Annotated in this window: 14 protein-coding genes and 2 pseudogenes; 11 read left to right on the top strand and 5 right to left on the bottom strand. The window is 63.9% G+C overall.

Features of this window, described 5'->3' with window-relative positions; all coding sequences use genetic code 11:
• The first annotated feature begins 14 nt into the window (after positions 1-14).
• From ABIE00_RS12535 to ABIE00_RS12555, 5 genes are read left to right on the top strand one after another with little or no spacing between them, the layout of a single operon-like run.
• The gene (locus ABIE00_RS12535; RefSeq protein WP_354260662.1) at positions 15-1,400 is read left to right on the top strand and encodes an LLM class flavin-dependent oxidoreductase; all 1,386 of its coding nucleotides are present in this window, start codon (positions 15-17) and stop codon (positions 1,398-1,400) included.
• Positions 1,401-1,412: 12 nt separating this feature from the next.
• Positions 1,413-1,967, top strand: coding sequence for a flavin reductase family protein (locus ABIE00_RS12540; RefSeq protein WP_354260664.1), 555 nt, complete (start codon positions 1,413-1,415; stop codon positions 1,965-1,967).
• Position 1,968: 1 nt separating this feature from the next.
• Positions 1,969-2,418 (top strand): ester cyclase, encoded by a 450-nt coding sequence (locus ABIE00_RS12545; RefSeq protein WP_354260666.1) that lies wholly within the window; start codon positions 1,969-1,971, stop codon positions 2,416-2,418.
• Positions 2,408-3,196 (top strand): 2-keto-4-pentenoate hydratase, encoded by a 789-nt coding sequence (locus tag ABIE00_RS12550; RefSeq protein WP_354260668.1) that lies wholly within the window; start codon positions 2,408-2,410, stop codon positions 3,194-3,196. The genes ABIE00_RS12545 and ABIE00_RS12550 overlap by 11 nt, the downstream gene beginning before the upstream one ends.
• Before the next feature lie 38 nt (positions 3,197-3,234).
• On the top strand, positions 3,235-4,029 hold the full coding sequence (locus ABIE00_RS12555) for an IclR family transcriptional regulator (protein WP_354260670.1): 795 nt from the start codon (positions 3,235-3,237) through the stop codon (positions 4,027-4,029).
• Positions 4,030-4,151: 122 nt separating this feature from the next.
• Here ABIE00_RS12555 and ABIE00_RS12560 read toward each other — a convergent pair whose 3' ends face one another.
• Positions 4,152-4,610 (bottom strand): NUDIX domain-containing protein, encoded by a 459-nt coding sequence (locus ABIE00_RS12560; protein WP_354260672.1) that lies wholly within the window; start codon positions 4,608-4,610, stop codon positions 4,152-4,154.
• Between the two features lie 1,149 nt (positions 4,611-5,759).
• Between ABIE00_RS12560 and ABIE00_RS12565 the strand changes: the two genes are divergently transcribed.
• The 5 genes and pseudogenes from ABIE00_RS12565 (at position 5,760) to ABIE00_RS12585 (ending at position 10,843) form a co-directional block, all read left to right on the top strand.
• A complete protein-coding gene (locus ABIE00_RS12565) occupies positions 5,760-7,100 on the top strand; it encodes an MFS transporter (protein ID WP_354260674.1) in 1,341 nt (446 codons plus the stop codon).
• 156 nt (positions 7,101-7,256) lie between these two features.
• Positions 7,257-8,840, top strand: coding sequence for an aldehyde dehydrogenase (NADP(+)) (locus tag ABIE00_RS12570; protein ID WP_354260676.1), 1,584 nt, complete (start codon positions 7,257-7,259; stop codon positions 8,838-8,840).
• Positions 8,841-8,998: 158 nt separating this feature from the next.
• On the top strand, positions 8,999-9,253 hold the full coding sequence (locus tag ABIE00_RS12575; RefSeq protein ID WP_354260678.1) for a hypothetical protein: 255 nt from the start codon (positions 8,999-9,001) through the stop codon (positions 9,251-9,253).
• 185 nt (positions 9,254-9,438) lie between these two features.
• Complete coding sequence (locus ABIE00_RS12580) at positions 9,439-10,140, top strand: fumarylacetoacetate hydrolase family protein (protein ID WP_354260680.1); 702 nt, start codon at positions 9,439-9,441, stop codon at positions 10,138-10,140.
• A gap of 43 nt (positions 10,141-10,183) precedes the next feature.
• A pseudogene (locus ABIE00_RS12585) lies at positions 10,184-10,843 on the top strand (SDR family NAD(P)-dependent oxidoreductase).
• A 434-nt stretch (positions 10,844-11,277) separates the two neighbouring features.
• On the opposite strand, the gene ABIE00_RS12590 reads toward ABIE00_RS12585, so the two are convergent.
• Together ABIE00_RS12590 and ABIE00_RS12595 are read right to left on the bottom strand one after the other, a co-directional pair.
• Complete coding sequence (locus ABIE00_RS12590; RefSeq protein ID WP_354260682.1) at positions 11,278-11,817, bottom strand: DUF488 domain-containing protein; 540 nt, start codon at positions 11,815-11,817, stop codon at positions 11,278-11,280.
• Between the two features lie 335 nt (positions 11,818-12,152).
• Positions 12,153-12,419, bottom strand: coding sequence for a hypothetical protein (locus tag ABIE00_RS12595; protein WP_354260683.1), 267 nt, complete (start codon positions 12,417-12,419; stop codon positions 12,153-12,155).
• 243 nt (positions 12,420-12,662) lie between these two features.
• Here ABIE00_RS12595 and ABIE00_RS12600 point away from each other — a divergent pair.
• Positions 12,663-13,929: pseudogene (locus ABIE00_RS12600) on the top strand (integrase core domain-containing protein).
• 689 nt (positions 13,930-14,618) lie between these two features.
• Here ABIE00_RS12600 and ABIE00_RS12605 read toward each other — a convergent pair.
• Entirely contained in the window at positions 14,619-15,110 is a 492-nt protein-coding gene (locus tag ABIE00_RS12605) for a hypothetical protein (protein WP_354260685.1), read from the bottom strand.
• Positions 15,068-16,276: a LuxE/PaaK family acyltransferase gene (locus tag ABIE00_RS12610; protein ID WP_354260687.1), complete on the bottom strand. Its 1,209-nt coding sequence runs from the start codon at positions 16,274-16,276 to the stop codon at positions 15,068-15,070. Before ABIE00_RS12610 ends, ABIE00_RS12605 begins: the two co-directional genes overlap by 43 nt.
• Between the last annotated feature and the right edge of the window lie 28 nt (positions 16,277-16,304).

The raw sequence follows: 16,304 nt of genomic DNA on the forward strand, positions 1-16,304 counted from the left end.
CGCAAGGAATAACTATGACAAAGCAGATGAAGATGTTTGCCTTTGACTTCAACGGGCCAGCGCACCTTTCCGCCGGCCTGTGGCGGCATGAGAAGGACGGCAGCGCCGAGTACACCAACGTGCACCGCTGGGTTGAGTACGCGCGGCTGCTGGAGAACGCTGGTTTCGACGGCATCTTTTTCGCCGACAACAACGGCTACCACGACAAGTACAACGGCAGTGTGGACGGCGCCCTGCGCGACGCTGCACAGATCCCGGCCAACGACCCGGCCTACCTGATTCCTGCGATGGCCGCGGGGACGAAACACCTGGGCTTTGGCGTGACTTCGTCCACGGCCTATGACCACCCTTACGCGCTGGCCCGGAAGTTCGCCACCCTCGACCACCTCACCGGCGGCCGCATCGGCTGGAACGTCGTGACCTCCTACTCCGACAGCGCAGCCCGCAACCTGGGAACCGGCACCCAGACGGCGCACGATGACCGCTACGAAATCGCCGAGGAGTTCATCGACGTCGCGCTCAAGCTTTGGGAAGGCTCGTGGGACGACGACGCCGTCGTCCGCGACAAGGAGACACGTACCTACGTGGACCCCAGCCGGGTCCACGAAATCGGCCATGCCGGTAAGCACTTCACCGTACCGGGGATCTTCCTCTGCGAACCGTCCCCCCAGCGCACCCCGGTGATCTTCCAGGCCGGCGGTTCACCGCGCGGCGTGGAACTGGCAGCCAAAACCGCCGAGGCCGTCTTCATGAACTCCGCCACGAAGGCCGGCCTGAAGAAACAGATCGACGCCCTGCGCGCCAAGGCCGTCGAGGTCGGCCGCCAACCCTCGCACATCGCTGTCCTACAGATGATCACCATCATCAGCGCGGCCACCGACGAGGAGGCGCAGGCCAAGTACCAGGAATACCTGCAATACGTTGACTACGACGGCGCCATGGCACGGTACAGCGGCTGGACCGGCCTGGACATGGCCCAGTTCGACCCGGACGAGCCGTTCGAAAACGTCCAGACCAACGCCGGCCAGACCATGGTCAACTTCTTCACCAAGATCGACCCGGACAAGCGCTGGACCCCCCGCGACATCGCCGAATACAACGGCATCGGCGGCACCTCGCCGGTAATCGTCGGCGGCCCCCAGACCGTGGCGGATGAACTGGCCTCCTGGATCGAGGAGACCGGAGCGGACGGCTTCAACATCTCTCACGCGGTCAAGTTCGGCGACATCGAGGACTTCGCCCGCCACGTCGTCCCCGAACTCCAGACCCGGGGCCTCATGCGCACCGCCTACGACGGCGACACGCTGCGCGAAACGCTTTTCGGCGCCGGACAGAAGCGGCTCGCTTCAGACCACCCCGGCGCCGCTTACCACCATTCCCTCACCACCCAGGCACAATAGGCAGGCCCAAAAATGTCCATCATCGTCACCGCCGAGACCCCCTCGATCGACCCGGCCATGCAGCGCCAGGTGTTCGGCGCCCTGCCCACGGGCGTCACCGCGATCACAGGCCTGACCGAGGACGGCACTCCCCGCGGGTTCGTCGTCGGCACGTTCCAGTCCCTCTCCCTCGAACCGCCCCTGGTCACGTTCTGCGTCGACAAGTCCTCAAGCACCTGGCCGACCCTGAGATCCCTGGGCCGCTTCACCGCGAACATCCTCTCCACGGAACAGCTGCCGGTATGCCGAGCGCTCTCCCGCAAGGGCGATGAAAAGTTCAACGGCGTCGAATACGAAACCAGCCCCATCGGCACCCCCCGCATCCTGGGAGCCACCGCCTGGGTCGACTGCGAAGTGCTCTCCGAGGTCGTCGCAGGCGACCACTACATGATCGTCGGTTCCATCGAGGAACTCGTCCCCGGCGAAGGGGAAGCCCTCCTGTTCCGCGGCGGCAAATTCGGCGAGTTCAACCAGTGGCCGGCTCCTGCTCCTGCCGGAACTTCGGCCCCTACCGGAAAGGCTTTATGAAATGACCAGCATGCTTGAGCGCGTGACACAGGCCTGGACCAAGGCCTGGGGTGAGGGGGACACCGCTGCCTTCGAACGCCTCGTCGCCCCCGACTACGAACGGCAGTCAAAGTCCGGATCGGAAGGTCTCCCCGAGGTGGTCCAGCAGATCGAGGACTCCCACCGGGCCTTCAGCGACTTCCAGGTCAAGGTCCTTCGGGCCATCGAAAACGACAACCTCGTGGCCATCCACTGGGAAACCGTCGGCAAGCACACCGGTGAGTTCATGGGCGTCCCCCCGACGGGCCGTACCGTGACCGTCCAGGGTGCCTCCTTCATCAGCCACCGCGACGGCCTCATCACCGCCGAAGCGGTCGTCTGGGACCCCCGCGAAATGTTGTCCTCCATGAGCATCTGGCACCTCGGTGACCCGCGCTCCCAGCGCCGAAAGACAGAGAAAATTGCCGATTAACATCGCCGACACGGCCCAGCGCATCCTGGATGCCAAGGCCACACGGACTCCCGTCGACATCCTGATCCGGGACGAGGACGCACCCACCGTCGCCGATGCGTTCCGCGTCCAGCAGGAAGTGATCCGCCGCCAGGTGGCCGCTGGCGACAAGGTAGCCGGTTTCAAGCTCGGGAATATTGCCAAGGCAATGCAGGCCAAGTTCGGCGTCGATGAACCCGACTACGGGTATTTGCTCGCAAGCCAGTTCTACCCCGAGAACCTGCCCCGTTCCGAGGACGAGTTCATCAAGCCCTTCGTCGAACTGGAACCGGCCTTCGTCCTCAAGCACGACGTCGGAGGCCCGCACGTGACCGTGGCGGACATCATCGCCGCGACCGACTTCGTGGTCCCCGCCCTGGAAATCATCGACTCCCGGGTACGGGACTGGAATATCGGCATCTTCGACACGCTGGCCGACAGCGGCTCCGGCGCCGGCGTCATCCTCGGCGGCCAGCCACGGAAGCTCAGCGAAGTGAACCTCTCCGACACCCCTGGGGTAATCACTTTCGATGGTGAAGCCGTCGCCGAGGGGAACACCAACGCGATCTACGGCAGCCCGCTCTCGGCCCTGGTATGGCTGTGCCACCGCATCGCCGAATACGACATCACACTGCGGGCCGGCCAGCTGATCCTCCCGGGCAGCTGCCTTGCCGCGGCCAGGATGGTCCCCGGTACCCGCATCACCGGCCGTTTCGAAGGCTGGGGGGAAGTCAGCTTCGACTACACCGCCGCCGGTTAGGGTTGAGTAGACCACTACTTGAAAGGCCCCCACCGACGATGAGCACCAGCCAGGAACCACCCCAGCCAGGTTACGCGTCCAACCGCTCAGTGACCCGGGCCATCCGGGTACTGCGCGCGCTGGCGGCATCGGGAGCCCCCATGACGGTCACCGATGTCGCCAAGAAAATCGACCTGGCACGCGCCACAACCTTCCGCCTCCTGATGACGCTGGAGGAAGAAGGCATCGTGGACCGCCAGGACACGCTGTACTCCCTGGGGTGGGACCTGGGCCGCATCGCCCAGTCAGTCGACCCTGCTTCGGGGCTGGTGCCGCGGATCAAGGACATCCTTCAGGAATTTGCGAACGAGACGAACGAGACCGTCACGTTCAGCCTCAGGCGCGGCCTGTACGAGCTGGACGTGGTGCTTCAGGCATCGCCCCGCCTCCTGGGCATCACGATGTCCGAGATGTACGGCATGCACTGGCCGCATCACGCCTCTGCCACCGGCAAGCTGCTGCTGGCCGAACTCACTGAGGACCAGCTGCATATGGCTGTGGGTGACCGGCTCGAGGCCCTCACCGCAGCAACGATCACCAATTACGAGGACCTGGTCCGGGAACTGAAAGCCGTCCGCGAACGCGGCTGGGCCAGCACCATCGAGGAACTCGAAGATGGCATCATTGCCTTCGCTGCCCCCGTGAGGGACTCTGTCGGGGCCCTCGTGGGTGCTGTGGCCATCGTTGGCCCCCGCCACCGCATGGACAACGAAGAAAAACAGGCGGAGCTGCCAGACCTCCTGATTGCGGCCGCCGAACGCATGCAGCAGCGGATGAACCCTCCGCAGGCATAACAATCACCGCCTGTCCGGGCGGTTCTTCGGACGCGCTTAATCCCCTGACCGGGTCCAATAAACAAAGCAAGGGCAGTGCCGGAAAACACGGATTACCGGCACTGCCTTGTTGTTCTAAGCCTTCAGCGGACGAGGTGTCCGGTCGCCTCCAGTACCGAGTCGAGCCAGGAAACCCTGTTGGTGAAACGGGCCGTCTTGCCCGGAAGAGTCCAGCGGTAGGACTCGTGTTCCCAGTCCAGCGACAACCGCCGACGGGACGTGACAGCAGTAAAGGTGTGAACCAGCCATGGTGTTCCTGACCCGTCGCTGAGCATCAGGACCGGTCCCTCGCGGAGCTCAAGGAGATCGCCCGTTGCCAGCCCTGTCTCCTCGAACAGTTCCCGGAACGCCTGTTCCTCCGGCGAAGCATCCGGCTCCAGGTATCCGGTGACGCAGTGCCAGCGGCCCCTGTCATGTGCCAGATCCCGGCTCCGCTTCAACAGAGCGATTTTGTCCCGCCACTCGACAACCACGGCGACAACCTTCCGCCCCGGTGACGGAGCCGGAGCCTGCATCCTTGTGAAATCGGCGATGGTGCTCATACCGGTCCCCCTAACCGCTGCCGCCAGACCGTTTCGGGCACCCTGGAACGGAAGGAGTGAGCCTGCTCCAGGTAGATCTCCTCCCAAGGGGAAGAGGCCCTACGGATGCCAGGGCCCAGCCCCCGGGTCCCGGCGTGATTGCGTTCTGCCGGGTCAGCAGCCCCATCCGCCCGATCCGTCCGGACCGGCCCGGAACGAAAGACAATCGTCAACGGGACTTCCCCTCTCCTACGACCACAATCTGCTCTGACTACAACGTTCAACTGCCACGCCTGGCATTTTGAACGTAGCGTTCATCAGATGAATGAAATAACTATGACATGGGTAACAGGACGTGGGCAAGGTCCGCCCGTTTCGCTGTCCGGGCCTGCTGTACCGCGCTCCACGGCCGCCGAGCTTTGCCTGAGGCCCAGCTATGCCGAGGTGCAGACGTGCCGTAGGGGGCAGGCTCGTTGATCAGATTCCCGCAATTCAGGCGCGCAGGGAGCCGGGGTTATCGCTGGCAGTCGAGGGGTTCGCCCCGCCAGGGATTCGCGGGGGGCACGCAGGAAGCCTCGAAGCGTTCGTTCATCCAGTGAACGTTTTGTTCAAAAAACTTGCATTTCAACGTGGTGCGGGCCACAATAAAGATGCGGCCGAACCACGACCGCAATCCATAATCTTCAACGGACGGGGCACTGGCTGTCCCCGGACTGCAACTGGGGCGATGATGCCCCCTTACGAAAAAGGGTTCCGAGGAGGACACCGTGCTCCAGATCGTCCGCTTTATCTCCACCACGTTGGCCCACCCGCACGCCACCGGCCGCCGGGCACCCGGGGAATCAGTCGTTTCGGGACCAGATTCTCGGCCGTCCGCCGGCCATTGGGTGTGCAGGCCGTGGGAGAGCCTGTCCCTCGAGGAAAACGACTAGCCTCCGGCGAAACTCTGATCCCCTGCCCGGAGCAGGACCGACGGCAACCTTCGCCGCGCCAGCTGCTTCAGCGACTCGCAGCACACCAGCCCCAACGGGCTGCATCTTGTCCCACATTTTTGACAGCGGTTCACCACCGGACGCGGGGCCCGCGTCCGGCCGCGACTCCCGCCCGCCAGGCACGACGGCACAGCCCGATCGTCGCATCCAATGAGCGGGCCCGACCTTGAGGAGTGACGTGGAAGTCACAGGAAACATCACCGACAACCTGGCCGATACATCACCGGCCTTCAAGAGGCGCTTTATGGCGCGGCTGATCTTCGTCCTCACCGGGGGCATGTTCCTGGACGGCTACATCCTTGGAATCGTTGGTCCGGTGACCGGCAGCATCGCTACCGACCTGGAGCTGTCAACGTTCTGGGAGGGCCTGATCGCAGCCGGCCCGTTGTTCGGTATCCTCCTCGGCTCCCCGCTCGGGGGGTGGGCCGGTGACAAGTTCGGCCGCAAGCCGCTGTTCATGATGGACATGGGCCTGTTCGTGATCGCCTCGGGACTGCAGTTCTTCGTCGACTCACCGCTGATTCTCTTTGTGGTGCGCCTGCTGATGGGCGTTGCCATCGGCACCGAGTACGCCGTCGGCTGGCCCATGATGTCCGAGTTCGCCCCGGCCCGCCTCCGCGGAAGGCTGATGGCTCTGACTCTCGTCGCCTGGTACGCCGGCTTCATGATCGCCTTCCTGGTCGGCTACGTGCTGGTCCACTCGACCGACCTCAGCTGGCACATCATCCTGGGCACAAGCACGCTCCTGGCGCTGATCCTGTTCCTCTCCCGGTTCGGCCTGCCCGAATCCCCGCGCTGGCTCTGGAACCAGGGACGCATCCACGATGCACGGCGCATCGCCCACAGGTACATGGAAAGCTCCACGGAAATGACCGACGTCGAACACGAGGACACGCAAAAAGGCACCTTCGGCATGCTCTTCTCCCGCAGCTACTGGCGGGCCACGCTCTTCGTCTCGATGTTCTGGTTCTGCGCCGTCGCACCATACTTCGCCATCGCCACCTTCGCCGACAGCGTCCTGCAGCAATACGGCCTCAGCGGCGGGCTGGCCGGCGGGGTGGGTCTCTCCGCGGTCGCCCTCGCCGGGGTTGTGGTCACCTTCCTGCTGATCGACAAAGCCGGGCGGCGGGTTCTCACCGTTCCACCCCAGTGGCTGTGTACCGTCCTCCTCGCGGCCATCGGCCTGTGGGCCGGGGCACCGCCCCTCATGGTGCTGGTCCTCTTCCTCGCGTTCTCCTTCTTCAACGCCATGTACACCACCCTGACCGGGGTCTACCCCGGCGAAGTTTTCCCGACCGAAATCCGCGGCATCGGAACAGGCTTCGCGGCAGCAGTCAGCCGGGTCGGTGCCGGGCTGGGCACCTTCCTGCTGCCATGGTCCATGGCGAACCTGGGACCCGCCGTGTCCATGCTGATCGCCGCCGGTATCGCACTCGTCGGCGCCGCTCTCTCGCAGTGGCTCGCTCCCGAGACAAAGGGCAAGAGCCTGACCGAAACCGCTTCCGGGTTCTCCCACTAACCGTGACATCCCCGGAGTCCCACATATGTCTGTCCCCCTGGCAGAAGCCCTCCACACGAACCTGCAACAAACACACCCTGACCCGACACGGGACACGTTCTCCAACGCCTGGAATTCCGACCCCTTCTGTTTCAACCGCCTTAGGAGGCGCCACACATGACACTTGCAGGACATTCCCTCATCGCCGGGAAAACCACCCCCGGCACCAGCGGTACCGTCCACGGGATCAACCCGGCCACCAATGAAAAGCTCCAACCCGCCTACACCCTGATCAGCGACAAGCAGCTCAAGACGGCCACTGCGGCCGCCGCCGACGCTTTTGATTCCTTCAGCGCCCTCGGCCCGGAGCCGCATGCCCGGTTCCTCGAGACGATCGCCGAGAACATCGAGGCCATCGGCGACGAGCTGATCGAACGGACCGCCGTCGAAACCGGTCTTGGCCTGGACCGGCTGCGCGGCGAACGCGCCCGCACCACCGGCCAGCTGCGGCTCTTCGCCGACGTCGTCCGACACGGCGACTTCCGTGGTGTCCGCATCGACCCCGCCATCCCCGACCGCACTCCCGTGCCCCGCGCCGACATCCGCCAGCGGCAGATCCCGTTGGGACCTGTGGCCGTCTTCGGCGCCAGCAATTTCCCGCTCGCGTTCTCAGTTGCCGGCGGAGACACGGCCTCGGCCTTCGCCGCCGGCTGCCCCGTGATCGTCAAGGCACACAACGCCCACCCGGGCACCGCCGAACTCGTGGGCCAGGCCATCACCAAGGCCGTCACTGACCTCGGCCTGCACCCGGGCGTCTTCTCCCTGATCTACGGCTCCGGCGCCAGCATCGGCCAGGCCCTCGTCGCAGATCCGGCCATCAAGGCCGTCGGCTTCACCGGCTCCCGCGCCGGCGGAACCGCCCTGATGCGCACCGCCGCCGCTCGCCCTGAGCCGATTCCGGTCTACGCCGAAATGTCCTCCATCAACCCGGTGTATGTCTTCCCCGGCGCCCTCGAAGGCGACGTGGCCAACCTTGCCCGGCAGTACGTTGCCTCTGTCACCGGCAGCTCCGGACAGCTCTGCACCTCCCCCGGACTCGTCTTCGTTCCGGAAGGCGACGCAGGCAACCGCTTCACCGCCGCCGTCACCGAGGCCATCAGTGAACTGTCCGGCCAGACCATGCTCAGCGGCGGGATCGCCACCGCCTGGCAGCACGGCCACGACGCGCTCGAAGCAGCCCCCGACGTCGAACTCATCGGCCGCGGCACCGAGGGGCCGGGCGAAAACGCACCCGCACCGGCGGTCTTCACCGCCGCGCTGGACGTCTTCATCAACAACCCGGTCCTGCACGAAGAGGTCTTCGGCGCCGCGTCCCTGGTGGTCCGCTACAAGGGCATCGAGGACCTGATTGAAGCCACCGGAAGACTGGAGGGACAGCTGACCGCATCCCTGCACATCACCGAGGCCGACTATTCCGCCGCCAGACCGCTCATCCCGACGCTTGAGCGCAAGGTAGGCCGGATCATCGTCAACGGCTGGCCCACCGGCGTCGAAGTCGGCCACGCCGTGGTCCACGGCGGCCCCTACCCCGCCACCTCGGACGCCAAAACCACCTCAGTGGGATCCCTCGCGATCGACCGCTTCCTGCGCCCGGTCGCCTACCAGAACTTCCCCGACCAGCTCCGCCCCGCAGCCCTCCAGGACGCCAACCCTTGGCACATCAACCGCCTGATCGACGGCAAGCCCGAACACGCCAAGTAAAGAACGGGCCCGGCAACACCGCGCAGGCCACTGAACCTCCAGCAGCATAAACTTCCGGCCCCGGACAGGCTCCCGCAACAGACATCCGTCCGGGGGCGGAAAACCAAGCGCAGCACCCCAGAAGCCTCCAGTCATTCCCACGAAAACCCAGACACCTCATGACCACCTACACAAATGCCCAATCGCGTCCTCACCATCGTCCTCATCCGCTCTCCCCACCAGTGCCGGACTGGTCCAAACTGTCCCGGGGCGATGCCGTCACCGCACGCCACAAGGACGGCAGGGTCATCACCGGGCGAATCGAGATGATGGCCATCGATCGCAGCGTTTTCTGGGTCATCCAAGACCACGGCCTTGGACGGACGATGGTCTACGCCGCCGATATGCCCCTGGTGCACATCAGGAGACCATGAGGACAGGTGAAGGACCAGAGGATGACGACTGCAGCAACACCGAACTGCACGTAGTCAACGGATGCGCCGGTGAAAGTCGGCAAGGGCATCAGCCCCAAACTAACGGCTCATCCTCGCAGAGGAGACTGGGACCGTCCTCGGCGCCCCCACCATCCCCCACCCCGGCTTATCGAAAGGAACGTGAAATGACCCTGACCCACAACACCGAATCACCTGCCACGGCCCTCAGCGGGCCGGACCTGCCCATCGGCACACCATCGAAGGTGATCTGCGTTGGACTGAACTACCGCGACCATGCCACCGAGGCAGGCCTTGAGGCACCGACTAAGCCGCTGCTCTTCGCCAAATGGCCGAACACGCTCATCGGCCACGGCGGCGAGATCCAGGTTCCCAACGGCGTCCGAACTGACTACGAAGCCGAACTTGCCGTCGTGATCGGCCGCCGGGCACGCAGGGTCACCAGTGAGGAGGCCCTGGACTACGTGGCGGGATACCTCTGCGCGAACGACGTATCCGCCCGGGACCTCCAGTTCGACGACGGGCAGTGGGTGCGCGGCAAGAGCCTGGACACGTTCTGTCCGATCGGGCCCACGCTGGTGCCCCGCGACCAGGTGCCCGACCCCCAGAACCTGGGAATCAAGCTGTGGCTGAACGGGGTCCTGATGCAGGATTCATCAACCGCGCAGATGATCTTCAGCGTCGCCGACATCATCAGCTACGTCTCCCAAACCGCGACCCTGGAGCCAGGCGACGTGATACTTACGGGCACCCCGGCCGGCGTTGGCGTTTTCCGCAACCCGCCTGTCGGACTCAAAGACGGCGACGAAGTCAGCGTCGAAATCGAACGGATCGGCAAGCTCACCAACCGCGTCCGCGTCACCGCCTAGGCAAGGCTCTGCTGCCGACTCCCGGTGGCCCCGGAGGAACATCATGCAATTGAAGGGCAAAGTCGCCATCATCAGCGGAGGCGGCCACGGAATCGGCGGCGGAATCGTTCAGCGCTTCCTGGAAGAAGGCGCACGTGTCGCGATCCTGCAGCGCCGACCATTGGACGCCGCACTTGAGCAACACCCGGCTGTTATGGGCATCCAAGCCGACCTGACCGACGTCGCGGCCATCAACACGGCCACTGAATGAGCTGCCGCGCATTTCGGCAGGATTGACGTCCTCGTCAACAACGCAGGGATCATGTTCGAACGCAGCGTCACCGAGATACGACCCGAAGAATGGGACGCCATGATGGCTCTTAACCTGCGGGCCCCGCTCTTCCTGGCACAAGCGGTCCTCCCCCACATGAAGCGCAACGGCGGAGGCAGCATCATCAACATCGGCTCCATCGAAGGACTGGCAGCCAACCCAGGCCACACGGCCTACTCTGCATCCAAAGCCGGCATCCACGGAATGACAAGAGCCCTCGCCGTAGACCTTGGCCCCGACAACATCAGATGCAATGCGATAGCACCAGGCTGGATCGCCTCGGAGCTCAGCGAGAAGTACCTCAACGCCCAAGCTGATCCAGCTGCCGCAAGGGGCTGGCCTGAACGCCCTGCACCCCGTAGGCCGCATAGGACGCCCAACGGACGTCGGTGACCTGGCAGGCGATACCTCGAGTTTCCTGACCGGCGAGATCGTCGTTCTCGACGGCGGCAGAACAGCAAAACTTCCACTTCCCTTCTAATCCAGCCCCGCACCCTGAAGAAGAAATTCATTTCATACTTCTGCCCCATAAAAAGCGAGTGGCGGCTAGCAGAACCGGGCGAGCATGTCCCTTGTCTACACAGAATCGGGTGGAAGACACTGCGATCGTGATGGTGCCCCGTCGCCTACATTTTTGCATCAGACGAAGGCCAGGCCGTGTGACAGGGTGAACTACACCCCAACCTGACAAGCTTGAACCTGCAGAGCTGTCAGGGTTCGGTCCCCTGGCGGCTCTTTTCTGACGGCGGCTTGAGAACCTCTTCGATCTCAACATGTCAGGGCACTGTTGCCGGCGCCTGTCTGCTACTCACTAGGGGGATCGGCGGTCAGTCGGTAACAACGTCATACATGAGCTGGCCCTCCGCGACCCGCACGCCACCGGTCGGCTGATGCGGGGTCATTCGGCCAGCCGGCATCAGGTGCACCGGTTTCGCTCCGTCGAGCAGCAAGGCATGGTCTGAAATCAGCCGCCGATGGCAGCGCCACCAGACCGTTTCACTGCACATGATGGCCATGCGCCGTTCTGCTGCTTCCGCCAGCACCTCGGCCAGCGCGGCGCCAAAGCCCGGCGTGCGCATGTACGCCGCGTAGGCCCGGAAGGAATCATTACGCAAGGCAGTGTCTGGCGAGACCGGCGGCAGCTTCCGGAAGCCGCCCAGCCGCTGCTCCCACCGGTAGGCGATCCCGGCCGCCGGCAGCCACTCCTCCAACCGATCTTTGCCGAAGTGCGGATGCTTCCGACTGCCCGGCCCAATCCGCACATCGACAACAGAAACAACTTCCGCCGCCCGCAGCAAGTTCCGAAAATCCTCCTCGCTGGAGGCACCGTGGCCCACGGTGAACAGCAGCACAGGTTCGGACCTCATGGCTTCGAGCCTACTGCCGTCACAGCTCAGGGCCAGTTCGTCTCGGCACCTCGCCGTCCGGGTCATGCAGTCACTGAACAGGCTGGCAATGAACAGGTATGAAAGACCAGCCAGTCAGGGGATCCCTCAGTTCAGGAGACCTCGGAAAAATCCACAAAGTCATGCAGCCGGGCCCGACGGCAACCATGAACAACTATAAACGGAAAAATTCCTGGAACCAGGGAAGGGACGATAGTGAGAATCATGCTGCCCACAAAACCACGGCGGCCGGCCGCCGCCAGTGCGGACAGCCTGCGGGCGTCCGCCGACACCGATTACCAGCGGTTGGGCGCAAGTCATGCCGCCCTCCCCCAGACCCACCATGAAGAAGTGAACAGCCGACCAAAAAGTCCGAACAGGAGGAAGCGAGTGAACACCAAGGAAGCAACAACAAAACCTACGTCAACATTTTCACAGGTCATGTTGCCCGCCGCATGAACGCCCATGAACTGGTAACGAACAACAACCCGTCGATCCAGGAAGGCAAGGAGGCAACCGGCCACACTACCGGCCACCAATAAAAAAGGGCCCCCGAAGGGCCCAGAAGTGAACAAAATGTGCACACTCAGAGGCTAACAAGCCCCTGAACAGGGAAAACACGTGCCCGAGGTGGGACTCGAACCGGGCGCCAACCCTTGCAAACCCGCCACTCCCCCAAAAACCTCCCCGATCCCAACCAGTCCGAAGCCGGTACAACCGAATCCGAAGCTGTTATGTCGCAGGACATAGGTGGCAGTTCTTTGTCGGGTCAATGGTGACAGTTCCGAGGTTCTTGGTGGTGACACTTCTGCCGATCTGATTGGTGGATGAGTGGAGTTGAGCCTGTTGATCCTCGTGTCCGTTTAGCGATCTCGCAGTGGCCGAATGATCCGCCCCGTGGTGCTGTGACCTCCTTCTGTACCGAGCATGGCATCTCCCGTAAGACGTTTTATGTGTTGCTGGGCCGGTCCCGGGCAGAGGGACCGGCTGCAGCGTTGGAACCGCGGTCCCGCCGGCCGCGCACGAGCCCGTCCAGGATCAGTGACGAGGCCAAGGAGCAGGCACTGCAGGTGCGGGCGGCGTTGGAGCGCTCGGGCCTGGACCACGGACCGATCAGCGTGTTCGAAAAAATGAAATCCATGGGCCTGGAACCAGTGCCCTCAGTTGCATCGCTGGCCAGAATCTTCCGTCAGAGCGGTGTCGCGAGGCTGGAGCCGCGCAAGAAACCCCGCGCCGCGTACCGCAGATTCCTTTACCCGGCCCGAACTGTCTGTGGCAGCTGGACGCGACCGAGTACGTCCTCACCGGCGGCCGTAAATGCGTGATCTTCCAGCTCATCGATGACCACTCCCGCTTCGCGGTCGCCTCCCACGTAGCCGCCGGAGAAACATCCGAAGCCGCGATCGCGGTAGTGAAGAAGGGCATCACCGCTCACGGGGTGCCCCAGAAACTGCTCACGGACAACGGGGCCGCGTTGAACCCTTCACGGCGAGGCCGCCAAGGCCAGCTCCTCACGTACGTTACCTCGCTGGGGATCGAGGCGATCACCGGGAAACCGTACAAACCAACCACGCAGGGCAAGAACGAACGCTTCCACCAGACCTGTTCCGTTTCCTGGACAAACAACCCCTCGCCGGGAGCCTTGACCAACTTCAGGAACAGGTCGACGCGTTCGATCAGCTCTACAACACCGAACGCCCGCACCAGGGCCTGCCCGGACGGATCACCCCGCAACAAGCATGGGACGCCACACCGGCCGCCGAACCACCCCACCCGAGACCCGTCCCGGCCCTCACCCAGGACGGCACCCAAGGCAGCGGCCAGGCCACCCGCATCGCCTACCCCAACGGCAGAGTCACGATCAACAGCGTGGTCTACATGATCGGCAGACCCTACCCCCGGCAATGCATCCACGCGCTCTGGGACCCCGAGACAATCCAGTTCTTCGATGACCAGGGCACCCACATCACGTCCTACCCCCGCACACAGGCCGGGACCAAAACAGTCGGAAACGGCAAGCCCCCAGGACGCACCGTGAAACAACCCACAACCGTCACCAATGTCCTGACACACCAAATGTCACCGATGTCCTGATACAGAACCGTCACCCATGTCCCGAGACATCACACAACCAAATCCAAAGCCCAAGGTGTGCACAATATGCACACCCTCTTTTGTGAGCGTTCTGAGCCACGACGGACCCCGTGAACGGTCCCGCCGGACGTGGAAAATCCCTCGCCACCGCCGGCCGTCACTCCCCCTGCTGTGACGGCGTTCCCAGGCAGAACTGGAATCGACGCGCGACCTTGGCGGGGCGCTCCTGTCCGGTGCAACCCGAGGGATGGGCTCAATGAACGTCATAGCGTCGCGGCCTCCTTCGAATATCTCATGGGCGAGACAGTCGAAGAGGGCATGACCCGAACCTCACCGCGCCGAGGCCAGCAGACGGCCTTGGTGCTAATTCGGGAAAGAGTGTCTGCACAATGCCCGCGCTGCATAATGTGCGACTCCCCCGCAGTCTCCACGGGCTGACTCCTTTCGTGACCTCTGAGCTTCGGGAGGCGGCGGTGTCAGGATGCGGCGCTGACGGGCTCGGCGGTGTCAGCCGGCCTGGGCCTTGGCGGTCTTATCGGGCTATTCTGCCAAACTGGGACCTGCGTGCCAACGGGCAGCGTATAAGCAAACAGCGGAAGTCGTAAATGGCTTGCGGGGGAGTACCTCAGGGGTCTCAGAACCATACTGGCCCGCTCTGAGGAGAACCGCTCCCCGGAGTCGGGGTCGAGTTACGGTGCAGGGTCCGGGTCGCCGGTCAGCTCCAGGACCGGCAGGGGCAGGGTGGGCGGCTGCCCGTCAAAAACAGGGAACAGGTCCGGCCTGGCGGCCGGGTCATGGTAGACCCGCCGCTTCCGTTCCCGGGCAATTTCGTACGGGCTGTGGCAGGTGTAACCGGCCCAGTGGACAGGGCCCGGGCAGGGATCAGGGCCTGGCTGGGTGTGGTTTCGGAGTTCAGGTTTCGCTGGCGGGGCGGACTTGACGTATTCCACCCACTGCCCGTTGACCTCAACGTAGAGCTGGTTCTGCTCGCCGCCCAGAAAATAGATGGTGACGCCCGCCTGTACATTCGCAGCGGGATCCGTCTGCACTGCGGGTGGCATGCTGCTGCCCGTCGTTATCTCATGCATCTGGCTGACCACGGTCGGTACCGGTTCCTTATGCTTGGCGGTGGCGGTACTCAGGAACGGGCGGGTTCCGGCGATGGAAGTTGCCAATTCCATGGGTCTGTCGTTTCCATCACCGTGACACGGCCCAGCAGTGCCGCTGCCTCAGCCTCGGCGGTGGTGCCCGAACCGAGGTAGCGCTCGATGCTGACGGGGCAATGGCCAAGCGCGCCGCCCTGTCCCCGGCGGCGGAAGTTGATGACCTGGCCGGTTCTGCCGCACCCGCAGGTGCCGGTTTCGACGTCGCCCATATCGTCGGTGAGGAGGAAACCGGGGTAGCTTGTGCTGAGGGCGTCCAGTATGGCGATGGTGCCGGTCTCCCCCGGGGCGAGCTCCTTGCCGCCCTGGCCAGGGTCCCGGATGGAGATGTAGCACCACGGCGGAACGTGCTTGCGATGCAGGTGGCATTCGACAGCGAGCATGTTCGACTCGATCATCCCGTACATGTCGCGCACGTTCTCCTCGCGCACGCCGAGCAAGTCGTGGCACCGCTGCCGAAAGCCTTCATCAGGGATGGCCTCGGCCGTGTGCCGTTTCCAGCCGCCGAGAGTGATGATCATGCTGTACGGGTCCATGCGCACGTTGATCTCTTCCCGCTCGAGGAACCGGAGGAGCCGGCCGATGAGGAATGGCGGACTGACGATGTGGCGTGTCATGTGGCCCTTCCACCGGCGCAGGTGCTCCAGGGCCTCACCGGCGTCAAACGCCTCGTCGGCGACGAGATATGTGTGGTGGTCGAAGACGCTGTTCAGGAGGTTCAAGTCCTTGAGCAGTCCCATCTCGGAGGCTTCGGGGTCCGACGGGTTCAAGAAAAGTCCCGCGCCTCCGGACAGGCTGAAGAACTCCCGGTAGGTCCCGGTCAGGCCGACCAGCGCCCGGGTCAATGTCTCGCTGTTGCGGGGGGCGACGGACTGGACACCGCGGGTTCCGCTGGAGCGGGTTTCGGTCTCGACGTCGGCCAGGGAGCAGGTGAGCAGCACCCGGGCGTCGGGACGCTTGAACATGGCGACCGGCAACAGAGGGAGGTCTTGCAGGTCCCTGATGTCATTGATCGCGGCGGGATCGACTCCCAACGCGTCACATTGGGCACGGTAGAACCCGTTTCCGGCTTGGTGGTAGATCGCGGCGTCCCGCACGACGTCGGTGACCGACCGTGCCCAGCCATCAGGCGACTGGACGTGCGCTTTGGACACATCCCCCAGCATCTGCAGTAACGAGAGCATTGTGTCACTCCTCATTGAGTGCGAATTG

The sequence above is a fragment of the Arthrobacter sp. OAP107 genome, from assembly GCF_040546765.1.
Classification (GTDB): Bacteria; Actinomycetota; Actinomycetes; order Actinomycetales; family Micrococcaceae; genus Arthrobacter.

Bases quoted from the DNA above. Each gene is read 5' to 3' on its own strand.
- ABIE00_RS12580 (WP_354260680.1), top strand. From the start codon at position 9,439: ATGACCCTGACCCACAACACCGAATCACCTGCCACGGCCCTCAGCGGG.
- ABIE00_RS12575 (WP_354260678.1), top strand. From the start codon at position 8,999: ATGACCACCTACACAAATGCCCAATCGCGTCCTCACCATCGTCCTCAT.
- ABIE00_RS12610 (WP_354260687.1), bottom strand. From the start codon at position 16,276: ATGCTCTCGTTACTGCAGATGCTGGGGGATGTGTCCAAAGCGCACGTC.
- ABIE00_RS12540 (WP_354260664.1), top strand. From the start codon at position 1,413: ATGTCCATCATCGTCACCGCCGAGACCCCCTCGATCGACCCGGCCATG.
- ABIE00_RS12570 (WP_354260676.1), top strand. From the start codon at position 7,257: ATGACACTTGCAGGACATTCCCTCATCGCCGGGAAAACCACCCCCGGC.
- ABIE00_RS12605 (WP_354260685.1), bottom strand. From the start codon at position 15,110: ATGGAATTGGCAACTTCCATCGCCGGAACCCGCCCGTTCCTGAGTACC.
- ABIE00_RS12555 (WP_354260670.1), top strand. From the start codon at position 3,235: ATGAGCACCAGCCAGGAACCACCCCAGCCAGGTTACGCGTCCAACCGC.
- ABIE00_RS12590 (WP_354260682.1), bottom strand. From the start codon at position 11,817: ATGAGGTCCGAACCTGTGCTGCTGTTCACCGTGGGCCACGGTGCCTCC.
- ABIE00_RS12535 (WP_354260662.1), top strand. From the start codon at position 15: ATGACAAAGCAGATGAAGATGTTTGCCTTTGACTTCAACGGGCCAGCG.
- ABIE00_RS12545 (WP_354260666.1), top strand. From the start codon at position 1,969: ATGACCAGCATGCTTGAGCGCGTGACACAGGCCTGGACCAAGGCCTGG.
- ABIE00_RS12560 (WP_354260672.1), bottom strand. From the start codon at position 4,610: ATGAGCACCATCGCCGATTTCACAAGGATGCAGGCTCCGGCTCCGTCA.